The sequence below is a fragment of the Microbacterium marinum genome (assembly GCF_014204835.1).
Lineage (GTDB): Bacteria > Actinomycetota > Actinomycetes > Actinomycetales > Microbacteriaceae > Microbacterium > Microbacterium marinum.
The window spans coordinates 2,875,503-2,889,290 of the sequence record NZ_JACHMD010000001.1 but is presented as its reverse complement, the minus strand read 5'-3'; the positions used below and the strand labels follow the sequence as shown (position 1 = coordinate 2,889,290).

The 13,788-nt window shown below is 68.3% G+C and carries 13 protein-coding genes; 8 read left to right on the top strand and 5 right to left on the bottom strand.

Annotated elements, in window-relative coordinates; all coding sequences use genetic code 11:
- Window positions 1–57 precede the first annotated feature (57 nt).
- The 5 genes from BKA24_RS14230 to BKA24_RS14210 all read right to left on the bottom strand — a co-directional run bounded on the left by BKA24_RS14230 (window position 58) and on the right by BKA24_RS14210 (window position 5,238).
- Window positions 58–657 (bottom strand): cadmium resistance transporter, encoded by a 600-nt coding sequence (locus BKA24_RS14230; RefSeq protein ID WP_184219652.1) that lies wholly within the window; start codon window positions 655–657, stop codon window positions 58–60.
- A complete protein-coding gene (locus BKA24_RS14225) occupies window positions 654–1,151 on the bottom strand; it encodes a signal peptidase II (RefSeq protein ID WP_343066134.1) in 498 nt (165 codons plus the stop codon). The genes BKA24_RS14230 and BKA24_RS14225 overlap by 4 nt, the downstream gene beginning before the upstream one ends.
- A 44-nt stretch (window positions 1,152–1,195) precedes the next feature.
- On the bottom strand, window positions 1,196–3,106 hold the full coding sequence (locus BKA24_RS14220; RefSeq protein WP_343066133.1) for a heavy metal translocating P-type ATPase: 1,911 nt from the start codon (window positions 3,104–3,106) through the stop codon (window positions 1,196–1,198).
- A complete protein-coding gene (cmtR, locus tag BKA24_RS14215) occupies window positions 3,103–3,462 on the bottom strand; it encodes a Cd(II)/Pb(II)-sensing metalloregulatory transcriptional regulator CmtR (RefSeq protein WP_184219644.1) in 360 nt (119 codons plus the stop codon). Before cmtR ends, BKA24_RS14220 begins: the two co-directional genes overlap by 4 nt.
- A 429-nt stretch (window positions 3,463–3,891) precedes the next feature.
- On the bottom strand, window positions 3,892–5,238 hold the full coding sequence (locus tag BKA24_RS14210; protein WP_184219641.1) for an aminotransferase class I/II-fold pyridoxal phosphate-dependent enzyme: 1,347 nt from the start codon (window positions 5,236–5,238) through the stop codon (window positions 3,892–3,894).
- Window positions 5,239–5,356: 118 nt separating this feature from the next.
- Between BKA24_RS14210 and BKA24_RS14205 the strand changes: the two genes are divergently transcribed.
- The 8 genes from BKA24_RS14205 (at window position 5,357) to BKA24_RS14170 (ending at window position 13,788) form a co-directional block, all read left to right on the top strand.
- A complete protein-coding gene (locus tag BKA24_RS14205) occupies window positions 5,357–6,205 on the top strand; it encodes a nitrilase-related carbon-nitrogen hydrolase (RefSeq protein ID WP_184219639.1) in 849 nt (282 codons plus the stop codon).
- A gap of 24 nt (window positions 6,206–6,229) precedes the next feature.
- Window positions 6,230–7,666 (top strand): dihydropyrimidinase, encoded by a 1,437-nt coding sequence (gene hydA, locus BKA24_RS14200; RefSeq protein WP_184219636.1) that lies wholly within the window; start codon window positions 6,230–6,232, stop codon window positions 7,664–7,666.
- A 24-nt stretch (window positions 7,667–7,690) separates the two neighbouring features.
- A complete protein-coding gene (locus BKA24_RS14195) occupies window positions 7,691–8,707 on the top strand; it encodes a TIGR03842 family LLM class F420-dependent oxidoreductase (protein ID WP_184219633.1) in 1,017 nt (338 codons plus the stop codon).
- Window positions 8,704–9,585: an ABC transporter permease gene (locus tag BKA24_RS14190; protein WP_184219631.1), complete on the top strand. Its 882-nt coding sequence runs from the start codon at window positions 8,704–8,706 to the stop codon at window positions 9,583–9,585. The genes BKA24_RS14195 and BKA24_RS14190 overlap by 4 nt, the downstream gene beginning before the upstream one ends.
- A gap of 31 nt (window positions 9,586–9,616) precedes the next feature.
- The gene (locus BKA24_RS14185; RefSeq protein ID WP_184219627.1) at window positions 9,617–10,411 is read left to right on the top strand and encodes an ABC transporter ATP-binding protein; all 795 of its coding nucleotides are present in this window, start codon (window positions 9,617–9,619) and stop codon (window positions 10,409–10,411) included.
- A gap of 7 nt (window positions 10,412–10,418) precedes the next feature.
- Window positions 10,419–11,183, top strand: coding sequence for an ABC transporter permease (locus tag BKA24_RS14180; protein ID WP_246367105.1), 765 nt, complete (start codon window positions 10,419–10,421; stop codon window positions 11,181–11,183).
- A gap of 56 nt (window positions 11,184–11,239) precedes the next feature.
- Complete coding sequence (locus BKA24_RS14175; protein WP_184219624.1) at window positions 11,240–12,412, top strand: ABC transporter substrate-binding protein; 1,173 nt, start codon at window positions 11,240–11,242, stop codon at window positions 12,410–12,412.
- A gap of 71 nt (window positions 12,413–12,483) precedes the next feature.
- Window positions 12,484–13,788 carry an aspartate aminotransferase family protein gene (locus tag BKA24_RS14170; RefSeq protein WP_184219620.1) on the top strand — a complete coding sequence of 435 codons (1,305 nt, stop codon included), beginning with the start codon at window positions 12,484–12,486 and terminating at the stop codon, window positions 13,786–13,788.

Here is a 13,788-nt window from a genome sequence, read left to right as displayed (position 1 = left end):
GAATCGATCGTTTACGGGGCACCGCAGGCGGCAAGCTCAATGTCGTTGCGCGTGGTCTCAGAGCCCGAATGCTCCCCCGCTGATCAGGATGAAGACGCCAAGCCCGATGAGGACGAGCGGGAACAGGATGTGTTCCCAGCGCTCCAAAATCTCGGCGATCGGACGTCGTGTGGCGATGAACTTGGCGACGATGACGAGCACAGCGACGAGCGCGAGGAACACGACGCAGTATGCGACTACAGCCGCGGGTCCGACGTTGAGGAATACGGGGACGTAGACGCCGATGTTGTCACCGCCGTTAGCGAAGGTGACCCCGGCCACGGCCCAGATCGCGACCTTCTTGCCTTCGATCTTTCCCTCGTCGTCATCGTCATCGTGCCGGCGACGCCATGCTTGCCACGCTGCCCATAACCCCAACGCCAGCGGGATGAGGCCGAAGTATGGAATGACTTCGGGGGGCAGGAAGGCTCCGGCGCCGAGAGCGACGAGTACGGCAGCACCGAGAATACCGACGAATCCCAGGTACTGACCCACCAGGATTCGAACCGTCGTGCCGCGTTGCCCCGCGCCGCGGGCGAAGAAAAGGGACAGCACGATGATGTCGTCGATGTTTGTGGCGAGGAACAAGCCGATCGCTTGGAGGATAGAGAGAATCATGTGTTCGCTTTCCGGAGGTAGAGCAGCAGGCCAAGCCCCACGCCAACGCCGAGGATGACGTCGGCTAGGTTGCCGATGAAGAGGTTGCCGTAGGCCAGGAAGTCTGTGACGTGGCCGCGGCCGAATCCGGGCGGGGCGAGAAGCCGGTCTAGGAGGTTGCCGACTGCGCCTCCCCACAGCAGTCCGATCGCGACCGCCCATCCTGCGGTGCGGGCGCGTGTGGCAGCGATGAGCAGGGCAATGGTTGCCGCAGCCGCGATGAGGGTGATCAGCCAGGTCGAGCCGGATCCCAAGGACATGACGGTGCCGGGGTTGAAGGCGAGTTGTAGGCCGAGCCAGTCTCCGAGGAGCGGGACACGGTCTTGCTCGCTGAGCTCTGCGAGAGCGAGTGCTTTGGTGCCTTGGTCGATGAGCACCGCACCTGCGGCGACGGCGACCGCGAGCAGGAACAGTCGGGGTCGCACATGCGGGCTGAGAGGGCCCGCGGAACTCACCGAGGCATCCGCCGTTTCCGAGGCAGGGCCATCAACGTGCCCGGTCATGCTCTTGTGCGTCGTGCTGCGCGGAGGCCGTTGAGGATCACGATGACCTCGGCGACCTCGTGGACGAGCACGACGGCGGCGAGCCCGAGCATGCCGGTGATCGCCAGCGGCAGCAGGACAGCGATGATCGCGATGGAGAGCACGACGTTCTGGTTGATGATGCTGCGGCCGCGGCGGGCGTGAGCGAGGGCCTGCGGGATGAGACGCAGGTCATGTCCGGTGAATGCGACGTCGGCTGACTCGATCGCGGCATCCGCGCCCTTGGCCCCCATCGCGATTCCTAGGTCGGCGGCTGCGAGAGCGGGGGCGTCGTTGATGCCGTCTCCGATCATGGCGGTGGGCTGCGACTTCGACAGTTTCGTGACAGCGGCAGCCTTGTCCTCGGGACGCAGTTCGGCGCGCACGTCGCTGATGCCGGCTTGGGCAGCCAGAGCTGCGGCGGTGCGGGTGTTATCACCGGTGAGCATCGTCACTCCAACTCCACGACGATTCAGTGTGGCGATGACCTCAGGCACTTCGGGACGCAGTTCGTCCCGCACCCCGATCGCACCGACTGGTTTGTCGCCGCGATGCAGGATGACGACGGTCATCCCCTCGGATTCCATTGCCTGAACGTCGGTGGCCATCGTACCCGCGTGCAGCCACCGCGGGCTTCCCACGGCGAGACGTGCGCCGTCAAGGGTGCCGGCAATGCCGTGCCCGGCGGTCTCGACGACGTCTGCGGCGGCCCGTGCGCCGGGAACCGCACTGGTGATCGCTGCGGCCAGGGGGTGCGTGCTGTGGCCCTCCAGGCTCGCCGCCCACGCGAGTACATCAGCCTCAGTCGCCCCCGCGACAGTGACGACGCGCGCCACGGTGGGCTCGTTGCGGGTCAGGGTGCCGGTCTTGTCGACGGCGAGATGGCGGATGCCACCGAACCGCTCGAACGCGGCCCCAGACTTTACGACCACGCCGAACTTGGAGGCCGCACCGATCGCGGATACGACGGTCACCGGGACAGCGATCGCCAGAGCGCACGGCGAGGCTGCGACCAGCACGACCAGAGCGCGGGTGATCCACAGCTCAGGGTCGCCGCTCAGCAGCGACCCGAGCACCCCGACCAGCACGGCGAGGATCATCACGCCGGGAACGAGAGGGCGGGCGATCCGGTCGGCCAGGCGGGCACGGTCGCCCTTCTCAGCTTGGGCCTGCTCGACCAGATCGACGATCGTGGTGAGCGAGTTGTCGGTACCGGCGGCGGTAGCCTCAACCTCGAGGACGCCAGTGGTGTTGATCGATCCGGCCGACACGTCGGTGCCGGGATCGACCTCGACCGGGATCGACTCGCCGGTGATTGCGGACGTGTCCAGGCTGCTTCGACCGGCGCGCACGATGCCGTCCGTGGCGATCCGCTCACCCGGCCGGACCACGAGCACGTCACCGACCTGCAGCTCCTTCGCCTCGACCTCCGCCGTGACGTCGCCGCGCTTGACGAGTGCAGTGTCGGGCACGAGCTTCAACAACGCCCGCAACCCTGCGCGGGCGCGGTCCATCGCTTTGTCTTCCAACGCTTCCGCGATGGAGTACAGGAACGCCAGCGCGGCAGCCTCCTCGACATAGCCGAGGATCACCGCGCCGGTCGCGCTGATCGTCATCAGCAGCCCGATGCCGACCTTGCCCTTGGTGAACAGCTTGCGCAGCGCGCCCGGCACGAACGTGTAGGCGCCCAGCAGCAGACCGATCCAGAACAGCACCAGCCCCGCGGTCTCCGCGCCGGTCCACTCGCACACCAGACCGGCGACGAACGCGACGCCAGAAGCGATCGGGATCAGAACACTGGCGCTCCGATACCACGGCCTGTCATCATCATCATCATCATCATCGTCGAGATCGACGTGCTCGACCTGCGAGCCCGTGACCGCGCTCACGCCCGCACTTCCCCGACGACGCAGCCCTCAACCCCGCAGTTTGGGTCCATGCACGGCACGCTCTCGTCAACCGCGAGCGTCACGTCAACCAGCGCCGTCAGCCCGCGGGCAAGGTGCGGATCTGCGACCTCGTAACGGGTCTGCCGTCCCTCGGGCTCGGCCACCACGATCCCGCACCCCCGCAGACACGTCAGATGGTTCGACACGTTCGAGCGCGACAACCCCAACTCCCGCGACAACACGGCCGGGTAGCTCGGGCCGGACAGAAGGCTGAGGAGGATGCGAGAACGAGTCGGGTCGGCCATCGCCCGTCCCAGTCGGTTCATCACGTCAAGGCGATCTGCAATAGTCAGCATGTGATGACTATACACTGTGCAATGAACCGTTTGGGCATCCCCTCACCGCATCAAACGGTCTTCACCGGCTCGAGAAGCTCACCTTGCCCGACAGGATCGACTCACAGTGACGGAAGACTGTCGTGGTCTTGATGAAACCGGGACTCACGCTGCCGTCCACTCCCGCGGAGAGGTCCTGGGATGGTCATTCCGGACCCTGAGCCCCGAGTCCTGGGACGCCGACGCAGTGCGTCCGCTGCGCGAGGCCGTCTCCGAGAAGATCCAGACCGCGCTCCTCAACCGTTGAGCTGACTGGAGCGGAGCGCCAGAGCTCGATGCGCCCACCGAATACGCCTGCCCAAACCCGCTTACGGCGCACGTTCTGGACCCCTGCTCGGCGCTGTACGAGTCACCTCGCCGCAAACGATCGTTTTCGGCAGGCCCCTGCTCTCAGCCGACCGCCGGGGCCTCCGCGGCCTCGGCGAGCGCCTCGGCGACCAGCCGCACGTTCTCCGTGACGACGCCGGCGGTCACGCGCACGTGGGGCGTCGCCGACGCATCGCCCGGCGCGCGGTACGGGATTCCGGCTGACACCGCGATCCCCGAGGTGGCCAGTCGCATCCGCGCCGCACGCTCGTCGGCCACCGGCAGCCACAAGTTGATGCCATCGGGATCGCCGACATCGACGCCCAGTTTGCGGAGCGCCGTCGCCATCCGGTCGAGGCGATCGCGGTAGATGAGCCGCGCGGTCCGCACGCGCGCGACCGATCCGGGATCGGTCAGGAGCCCGAAGAGCACGGTCTGCAGCAGTCGTGACGTCCAGCCAGGGCCCAGCATCCTGCGCGCGATGAGGCGTTCGACGACGCGGGCGGGTCCGCCGAGGGCGGCGATCCGGAGGTCGGGGCCGTGCGACTTCGAGAAGCTGCGGACATGCACCACTTGGCCTGGGATCCATCGGGCGAGGGTCACGTCCGGTGCCGAGCAGATGAGCGCCGAGTGGTCGTCTTCCACCACGGTCACGCGGCGACCGTCGGGAGAATGCATGATGAGCTGCGCGAGCACGCGCGCGCGCTCGACGGTCATCGAGATGCCGGTCGGATTCTGCGCGCGTGGCTGCAGGACGATCGCCGCGGGCTTGCGGGCGAGTGCACGCGAGAGCGAGCCGGGGGTCACGCCATCCCGATCGAGTGTGAGGGGGATGGGCTCCGCGCCGAGCGCCTCGAGCAGATCGAAGAAGTAGGGGAACCCCGGGGACTCGATCGCCACGCGGTCCCCGAAGCGGACGACCTGCTCGAGCGTCCGGGAGATGCCGTCGAGGGCGCCGTCGACGACGGTGAAGGTCTCGACGCCCGGGGCGGGCCAGGTCTCGGCGATGTGGTCGTGCAGTTCGGGGAGCACGGGGAGGTCGTGGTAGCGGCCGGTGTCGGCGCGAGGGGCGACCCGTGAGAACGCGCCTTCGAGTGCGGGCAGCATCGCCGGGTCGGGAGTTCCGTGCGAGAGATCCAATCGCACCGGCTGCGAGGTTCCCGCCAGCCCCTGCACCCGTGGACTCAGCCACTCCCGCGGCTCAGCACGCACGAAGCTCCCGGCCCGGCCGCGCGAGACGATCGTGCCGGCGTCCGACAGGGCCCGCCACGCGGCGGCGACAGTCCCCGCCGAGACGCCGAGCGCGGCCGACATCTCCCGCACGGTCGGCAGGCGCTCGCCCGGTTCGAGCGAGCCGTCGGCCACGAGCCGGGCGATCTCGCCCGCCATGCCCAGGGGCGTGCGGCTCTCCAGCGCTTCGGGGCGCAGCATCCGTCCTCCTGCTCGCCGAATCGAAGGTGTCCAGAGGATTAACGGCCCCGACACATCCGGAAACTGTCGAGAAATGTTCAAGCAGGACAGTAACAGAACCGAGGGAAGGAAGGCCGAGATGGCAACGGTGAGGGCGGCGATCACGCAGACGACGTGGACCGGCGACAAGGAGTCGATGCTCGACAAGCACGAGCAATTCGCGCGGGAGGCCGCAGCGCAGGGCGCCCAGGTGATCTGCTTCCAGGAGCTGTTCTACGGTCCCTACTTCGGCATCACGCAGGAGAAGAAGTACTACCGGTACGCCGAGCCCGTCGACGGCCCCATCGTGCAGCGCTTCGCGGCGCTCGCGAAGGAGCTCGGCATGGTCATGGTCCTCCCCATCTACGAAGAGGCGCAGACGGGCATCTACTACAACACGGCGGTGGTGGTGGATGCCGACGGCACGATCCTCGGCTCTTACCGCAAGCACCACATCCCTCACGTGGAGAAGTTCTGGGAGAAGTTCTACTTCCGTCCGGGCAACATCGGCTACCCCGTCTTCGACACCGCCGTCGGGAAGGTGGGTGTCATCATCTGCTACGACCGGCACTTCCCCGAGGCGTGGCGCGAGCTCGGACTGAACGGCGCCCACCTCGCCTTCAACCCGAACGCCACCAAGCCGGGCCTGTCGAACCGCCTCTGGGAGGTCGAGCAGCCGGCCGCGGCCGTCGCCAACGGGTACTTCGTCCTGGCGCCGAACCGCGTCGGCCGGGAGGACAACGAGTACGGCGACGACGCGGTCACCTTCTACGGCACGAGCCAGATCGTCGACCCGCGCGGCAACTACGTCGGCGAGCTCGGGTCGGGCACCGACGAGGAGATCCTCATCCGCGACCTCGACATGGACCTCGTCCGCGAGATGCGCGACGACTGGCAGTTCTACCGCGACCGCCGCCCCGACTCGTACGCCGAGATCGTCGCCCCGTAACCTCGCCCGCACCCCGGAGGACACATGCCCACCACCCTCATCACCGGCGGTACCGTCGTCTCCTCGACCGGTCGCGGCCCCGCCGATGTCCTGATCGACGGCGAGACGATCGTCGCCGTGCTGACGCCCGGTTCCACCCTGCTCGGGCACGATCTGGCGGCATCCGTCGACAGTGTCATCGACGCGACGGGAAAATACGTGATCCCCGGCGGCATCGACGCGCACACGCACATGCAGCTGCCCTTCGGCGGCACGAGTGCGTCGGACACCTTCGAGACGGGCACCCGCGCCGCCGCATGGGGCGGCACGACCACCATCGTCGACTTCGCGGTGCAGCGACAGGGCGAGCGAGTCGAAGACGGGCTCGCGGCCTGGCATGCCCTCGCGGCGGGGGAGTGCGCCGTCGACTACGGCTTCCACCAGATCATCGGCGGTGTCGACGAGCACTCGCTCGCGGCGCTCCCCACGCTGATCGACGAGGGCATCACGAGTTTCAAGATGTTCATGGCCTACCCGGGGGTGTTCTACGCCGACGACGCGCAGATCCTCAAGGCGATGCAGGTCTCGGCCGACACCGGCCTCTTGACGATGATGCACGCCGAGAACGGGCCCGTCATCGACGTGCTCGCCGAGCAGCTCGTGAAGGCCGGCAACACCGACCCCTTCTTCCACGGCAAGGCCCGCGTGTGGCAGGCCGAGGAGGAGGCGACCCATCGCGCGATCATGCTCTCGAACATCACCGGTGCCCCGCTGTACGTCGTGCACGTCAGCGCGAAGCAGGCCGTCGAGCAGCTCGCCTGGGCGCGCGACAAGGGCCAGAACGTCTTCGGCGAGACCTGCCCGCAGTACCTCTACCTGTCGCTCGAGGAGCACCTCGGGGCGAAGAGCGAGGAGTGGGGATCGTTCGAGGGCGCGAAGTACGTGTGCTCGACCCCGCTGCGCTCCCGCGCCGAGGGCCACCAGGACCACATGTGGCAGGCGCTGCGCACGAACGACCTGCAGATGGTCTCCACCGACCACTGCCCGTTCTGCATGAAGGACCAGAAGGAGCTCGGCCGGGGCGACTTCCGTGCGATCCCCAACGGCATCGGATCGGTGGAGCACCGTCTCGACCTCATGTACCAGGGCGTCGTGACGGGCGAGATCACCCTCGAGCGCTGGGTCGAGCTCACCAGCACGACTCCGGCGCGCATGTTCGGCATGTACGGCAAGAAGGGGGTCATCGCCCCGGGTGCCGATGCGGACGTGGTCATCTACGACCCGAACGGGCACACCTCGATCGGGTACGAGAAGACCCACCACATGAACATGGACCACTCCGCCTGGGAGGGATTCGAGATCGACGGGCACGTCGACACCGTGCTCTCGCGCGGCAAGGTCATCGTCGACGACGGCGCCTACCTCGGTCGAAAGGGCGACGGCCGCTTCGTCAAGCGCGGTCTCAGCCAGTACCTCATCTGACCCGAACCCCGAAAGAGAGCATCCATGGACTTCGGCGTCGTCCTGCAGACCAACCCGCCCGCCTCGCGCACCGTGCAGCTGTCCGCGCTCGCCGAGGCCCACGGCTTCAGCCACGTCTGGACCTTCGACTCGCACCTCCTCTGGGAGGAGCCCTACGTCGTCCACTCGGCGATCCTCAACGCCACCAAGCGCATCACTGTCGGGCCCTTCGTCACGAACCCCGCCACCCGAGACTGGACGGTCACGGCATCCGTCTTCGCGACGCTCAACGAGATGTACGGCAACCGCACGATCTGCGGCATCGGACGCGGTGACTCGGCGGTGCGGGTCACCAACGGCAAGCCCGTCACCATGCGGGAGCTGCGCGAATCGATCCACGTCATCCGGGAGCTCGGGAATTCCCGGCCGGTGGAGTACAAGGGTGCGACGCTGCAGTTCCCGTGGAGCCGCGGCTCCGAACTCGACGTCTGGGTCGCCGCGTACGGCCCCATGGCGCTCAAGCTCACCGGCGAGGTCGGGGACGGGTTCATCCTCCAGCTCGCCGACGTCGACATCGCCGCGTGGATGATCAAGGTCGTGCGGGATGCCGCGGAGGCGGCCGGTCGCGACCCCGACTCCATCGCCTTCTGCGTCGCCGCCCCGATGTACATCGGCGACGATTGGGAGCACATGCGCGAGCAGTGCCGGTGGTTCGGTGGCATGGTCGGCAACCACGTCGCCGACATCGTGTCGAAGTACGGCACCGAGGGCGATGTGCCGCAGGCACTCACCGACTACATCGCCGGTCGCACCGGCTACGACTACAACTCGCACGGCAAGAGCGACAACGACCACGTCGACTTCGTCCCCGACGAGATCGTCGACCGCTTCTGCCTGCTCGGCACCGCTGAGGACCACATCGCCAAGCTCGAGCAGCTTCGCGCCCTCGGCGTCACCCAGTTCGCCGGCTACCTCCAGCACGACAACAAGGAGGAGACGATGCGCGTGTACGGCGAGAGCGTGATCCCCGCCCTCTCCGAGCACATCACGGCCAAATCATGACCCGTCGCTCCGCAGCCGCATGGGGGTGGGGTGCGCTGGGCGTGCTCGCCCTCGTCGCGCTGTGGGAGGCGTACAAGTGGCTGGGTCCGGTCGACGGTGTCGTGATCGGCGGCGACGGCGGCCTGCGCATCCTGCCCCGCACGCACGACCGTGCGATGCCGCACGTCACCGACATGATCGCGCGGCTGTTCGACCCCACGAGCGGCGCCGACACCCCGCCGCTGTGGGCGACGGTCGCGGGGGCGGGGCTGGTCACGCTCGGCATCGCGCTCGTCGGCTGGATCATCGGCGTCGTGGTCGGCGTGGCCTTCGCACTGCTGATGCAGCGCTGGCGCATCGTCGAGCGCGGTCTCCTGCCCTGGATCGTCGTATCGCAGACGGTGCCGCTCATCGCGTTCGCGCCGCTTGTCGCGCGGATCGGATCGCAGATCGATCGCGCTGGTCTCCCGTGGCCGGAATGGCTCTCGGTCGCCGTCATCGCCTCCTACCTCGCGTTCTTCCCCGTCTCGATCGGCGCGCTGAAGGGCCTGTCGTCTCCCGACGCGATCCATCTCGACCTCATGCGCAGTTACGCGGCCGGCTACGGACAGACGCTCCGACGCCTGCGGTTCCCGTCCGCTGTCCCGTATCTGATTCCTGCCGTCCGTCTCGCGGCCGCGAACGCCGTCGTCGGCGCCATCGTCGCCGAGGTGTCGATCGGCCTGCGTGGAGGACTGGGACGGATGCTGCTGCAGACCGCCCAGTCCGCGTCGGCCGATCCCGCCTTGCCGTGGGGCCCGCTCTTCGGCGCGGTCCTGCTCGGTCTGGTCGTGGCGGGAGTGGTCGCGCTTACGGCGTCGGGTCTGCGCCGGTACCGCCGCGGCGAGGCATCCGCATGATCTTCCGAGCCCTACCGAGAGGAATTCCCGCATGAGCGAGATCGCCGTCCGCGCCGCAGGCGTCGGTCGCACCTTCGGCGGCCGCCGCACGACGGAGGTGCACGCCCTCACGGGGGTCGATCTCGAGATCGCCGCCGGCGAGTTCGTGTCGCTGATCGGGCCGTCCGGGTGCGGCAAGTCGACCCTTATGCGGTTGATCGCCGACCTCGACCAGCCCACCGCAGGCTCGCTGGAGGTCTTCGGCAAGACACCCAAGAAGGCTCGCCTCGACCAGGACTACGGCATCGCCTTCCAGCAGGCGGGGCTGCTGCCCTGGCGGACCGTCCTCGAGAACATCGTGCTGCCCCTCGAGCTGCACGGAGTCGGCGGCGCGGAGCGACGGGCCCGCGCCGCGGACCTCGCCGAGATGGTCGGCCTCACCGACTTCGGGCGGCGCTACCCCGACGAGCTGTCCGGCGGGATGCAGCAGCGCGTCGCGATCGCTCGTGCGCTCGCGTCGCAGCCCAAGCTCCTGCTCATGGACGAGCCGTTCGGCGCGCTGGACGAGATGACGCGCGAGCGGATGCAGACCGAGCTCACCCGCATCACCGCAGAGACGGGGGCCGCCGTCGTGTTCGTGACGCACTCCATCCCCGAGGCCGTCTACCTCTCCGATCGGGTCGTCGTGATGTCGCCTCGCCCGGGACGCATCACCGATCTCGTGTCGATCCCGTTCGGCGGCGACCGTCCAGACTCGCTCCGCGAATCGCCCGAGTTCTTCCAGAAGGTGACCGAGGTGCGCGAAGCGCTCCACGGGGCACCCGTCGCCCGCGCGAACGAGCGGTGAGCGCGCGATGACGATGACCGAGCGGGTCGCCCGCATCGCCGCGCCGGTGGCCACCGGCATCCTGCTGCTTCTTGTGTGGCAAGTGCTGTCGGGGGTCAAGATCGGGCGGCTGGCGCTGATCCCCGCACCCGCCGACGTCGCCGAGACTGCGACGCGCATCGGTGGTGTCGTCGCGGAGGATGCGCTCGTCACGGGCGGGAACACGCTCGTCGGACTGGCTACGGGGACGGCCCTGGGCGTCGCGCTTGCGGCACTCGCCGCGTGGCTGCGGCCGGCTGATGGCATGCTCGCGCCCGTGGTCGCGGCCATCGCGGTGGTACCGATCGTCGCGCTCACCCCGCTGCTGAACACGATGTTCGGCGCGTCGGCCCAGACCGGTCGGCAGATGGTCGCCGGAATCGCCGCATTCGTCCCTGTCTTCGTAAACGTGTTGCGAGGACTCCGACAGTCGCGCCCCGTCCAGCGCGACCTGTTCCTCGCCTACGCCGCAACGCCCGGTCAGCAGTTCCGGGGGCTCACACTGCCCGTGGCACTGCCCTACCTCGTCACCGGCATCCGTATCGCCAGCTCGGTCGCCGTCATCTCCGCCCTCGTCGCGGAGTACTTCGGCGGACCGACCGACGGCCTCGGCACCGCGATCGCCAGCTACGCCAAGACCGGCAACGCCGCCGTCGCCTGGACTTACGTCGGCGCCGCGATCGCCGTCGGTCTCGTCTTCTTCCTCGTCACCGTGCTCATCGAGCACCTCGTGACCAGGCGGAGGCCGGTCTGACGCCCGTCTGACCGGCCGGCTCCACCCGCACCATCCGAACTCCCGAAAGGAACACCATGCGACACAGCACCCGACGCCGGTTCGCGGTCGTCACGACCGTGACCGCCGGCGCACTCGCCCTGTCCGCGTGCGCGGGCACCACCAGCACCACCCCCGCCGGCAGCGACGACGACTTCGAGCCGCTCACCGAGATCAGTCTGCAGCTGCAATGGCTGCCGCAGGCGCAGTTCGCCGGCTACTACGTGGCCCAGGAGATGGGCTACTTCGAGGAGGAGGGCTTCGACAGCGTCGACATCGTGCCCTCGGGCGGCGATATCGTCCCGCAGGACGCCCTCGCCGCGGGCGACGTCGACTTCGCCGTCGCGTGGGTCCCGAAGGTCCTCGGCACCATCGAGACCTCGGGCGTCGAGCTCACCGACATCGCTCAGGTCTTCCAGCGCTCGGGGACCACGCAGGTGTCGTGGAAGGGCGACGGCATCACCTCGGTCGGCGACTTCGAGGGCAAGCGCATCGGGTCGTGGGGCTTCGGCAACGAGTGGGAGATCTTCGCCGCGATGGCTGCCGACGGCGTCGACGCTTCCACCGTCTCCATCACGACGCAGGACTTCTCGATGAACGCCCTGCTCGACGGTGATGTGGATGCCGCGCAGGCGATGACGTACAACGAGCTCGCCCAGGTGCTCGAGACCGTGAACCCCGAGACAGGGGAGCTCTACACGCTCGACGACCTCGACGTGGTCTCGTACGAGGACACCAAGGGCGCCATGCTCCAGGACGCGATCTGGGCCGACACCCAGCGCCTCGAGGAGGACCCGGCCTACGCCGACGCCGCCGTGCGCTTCCTCAAGGCCGTCACAAAGGGCTGGCTCTACGCCCGTGACAACGTCGAAGAGTCCGCGGAGCTCGTGTGGGACGTCGCCTCGAACGCCGAAGCCGCCTTCCCGGTCGGCCCGGTGCACCAGCTGTGGCAGCTCAACGAGGTCAACAAGCTCATCTGGACCGACGCACCGTTCGGGACGATCGAGCAGGACAAGTGGGATCAGACCGTCGACGGCGCCCTCGCGGCAGTCAACCAGGACGACATGAACCTCATCACCGAAGAGCCCCCGGCATCCGCCTTCTCGAACGAGTACATCGAGAAAGCGCTCGCGGAGCTCGAGGATGAGGGTGTCGCCCTCGACGGCGAGTACGCGCCGATCGAGGTCGCCCTCACCGAGGGCGGACAGTAACCGCATCACCACGACGGTCCCGGGGCGTGCGTCCCGCGCCCCGGGACCGTCCCCTACCCCTGGAGCATCCGATGGCTACCGATGACCTCGACACCCGCACCCGCGAGCTCGACCGTGCGCACGTCTTCCACTCCTGGTCCGCGCAGGCCCTCATCGACCCCTTCCCAATCGCGGGCGGGTCGGGGACCACCGTGTGGGATCACGCCGGCACCCGCCTGCTCGACTTCTCGAGCCAACTCGTCAACGTCAACATCGGGCACCAGCATCCGGCTGTCGTCGACGCCATCACGGCGCAGGCCGAGCTGCTGACGACCATCGCGCCCTCGACCGCGAACCTCGCCCGTGGCGAGGCCGCGAAGCGGATCGTGGACCTCGCGCCCGACGGGTTTTCGAAGGTGTTCTTCACCAACGGTGGCGCGGATGCGAACGAGAACGCGATCCGGATGGCGCGCCTGCACACCGGGCGGGACAAGGTGCTCTCGCGCTATCGCAGCTATCACGGCAACACCGGCGCCGCGATCGCGGCCACCGGCGACTGGCGCCGCATCCCCAACGAGTACGCCCGCGGCCACGTGCACTTCTTCGGCCCCTACCTGTACCGGTCCGAGTTCTGGGCGACGACCCCCGAGGAAGAGTGCGAGCGGGCGCTGCACCACCTGCGCCGGGTGATCGAGGCGGAGGGGCCGGCGACCATCGCTGCCATCCTGCTCGAGTCCATCCCCGGCACGGCGGGCATCATGGTCCCGCCTCCCGGCTACCTCGCCGGTGTCCGCCGGCTCGCCGACGAGTACGGCATCCTGCTCATCCTCGACGAGGTGATGAGCGGGTTCGGGCGCACCGGACGCTGGTTCGCCTTCGAGGGGCACGACGTCGTGCCCGATCTCATCACCTTCGCCAAAGGCGTGAACTCGGGGTACGTCCCCATCGGCGGTGTCATCATCTCGGATGCCATTGCGGCCACCTTCGACGAGCGGGTGTTCCCCGGCGGCTTGACCTACTCCGGGCACCCGCTGGCGGCGGCATCGATCGTCGGAGCCCTCGACGCCATGCAGGACGAAGGAATCGTCGAGAACGCCCGCCGCATCGGCGAGGACGTCCTCGGGCCGGGCCTGCGGGCGCTCGCCGAGCGGCATCCCGTCATCGGCGAAGTCCGCGGCGAGGGTGTCTTCTGGGCACTCGAGCTCGTCGCCGACCCGGTCACGCGCGAGCCGGTTGCACCTGCCGTCATCGGTGCGCTGAAGAAGGACCTGATGGCACGGGGTCTGCTGCCCTTCGCCGCCGACAACCGCATCCACGTCGTCCCGCCCTGCGTCGTCACCGACGACGAGGTGCGACGCGCCCTCGACATCTACGACGCGGCCTTCGCCGCGCTCTGA

Excerpts from the sequence above, each read along its gene's own strand:
- BKA24_RS14230 (WP_184219652.1), bottom strand. The coding sequence starts at position 657 with ATGATTCTCTCTATCCTCCAAGCGATCGGCTTGTTCCTCGCCACAAAC.
- cmtR (WP_184219644.1), bottom strand. The coding sequence starts at position 3,462 with ATGCTGACTATTGCAGATCGCCTTGACGTGATGAACCGACTGGGACGG.
- BKA24_RS14210 (WP_184219641.1), bottom strand. The coding sequence starts at position 5,238 with ATGCTGCGCCCCGAAGCGCTGGAGAGCCGCACGCCCCTGGGCATGGCG.
- BKA24_RS14205 (WP_184219639.1), top strand. The coding sequence starts at position 5,357 with ATGGCAACGGTGAGGGCGGCGATCACGCAGACGACGTGGACCGGCGAC.
- hydA (WP_184219636.1), top strand. The coding sequence starts at position 6,230 with ATGCCCACCACCCTCATCACCGGCGGTACCGTCGTCTCCTCGACCGGT.
- BKA24_RS14195 (WP_184219633.1), top strand. The coding sequence starts at position 7,691 with ATGGACTTCGGCGTCGTCCTGCAGACCAACCCGCCCGCCTCGCGCACC.
- BKA24_RS14190 (WP_184219631.1), top strand. The coding sequence starts at position 8,704 with ATGACCCGTCGCTCCGCAGCCGCATGGGGGTGGGGTGCGCTGGGCGTG.
- BKA24_RS14185 (WP_184219627.1), top strand. The coding sequence starts at position 9,617 with ATGAGCGAGATCGCCGTCCGCGCCGCAGGCGTCGGTCGCACCTTCGGC.
- BKA24_RS14180 (WP_246367105.1), top strand. The coding sequence starts at position 10,419 with ATGACGATGACCGAGCGGGTCGCCCGCATCGCCGCGCCGGTGGCCACC.
- BKA24_RS14175 (WP_184219624.1), top strand. The coding sequence starts at position 11,240 with ATGCGACACAGCACCCGACGCCGGTTCGCGGTCGTCACGACCGTGACC.
- BKA24_RS14170 (WP_184219620.1), top strand. The coding sequence starts at position 12,484 with ATGGCTACCGATGACCTCGACACCCGCACCCGCGAGCTCGACCGTGCG.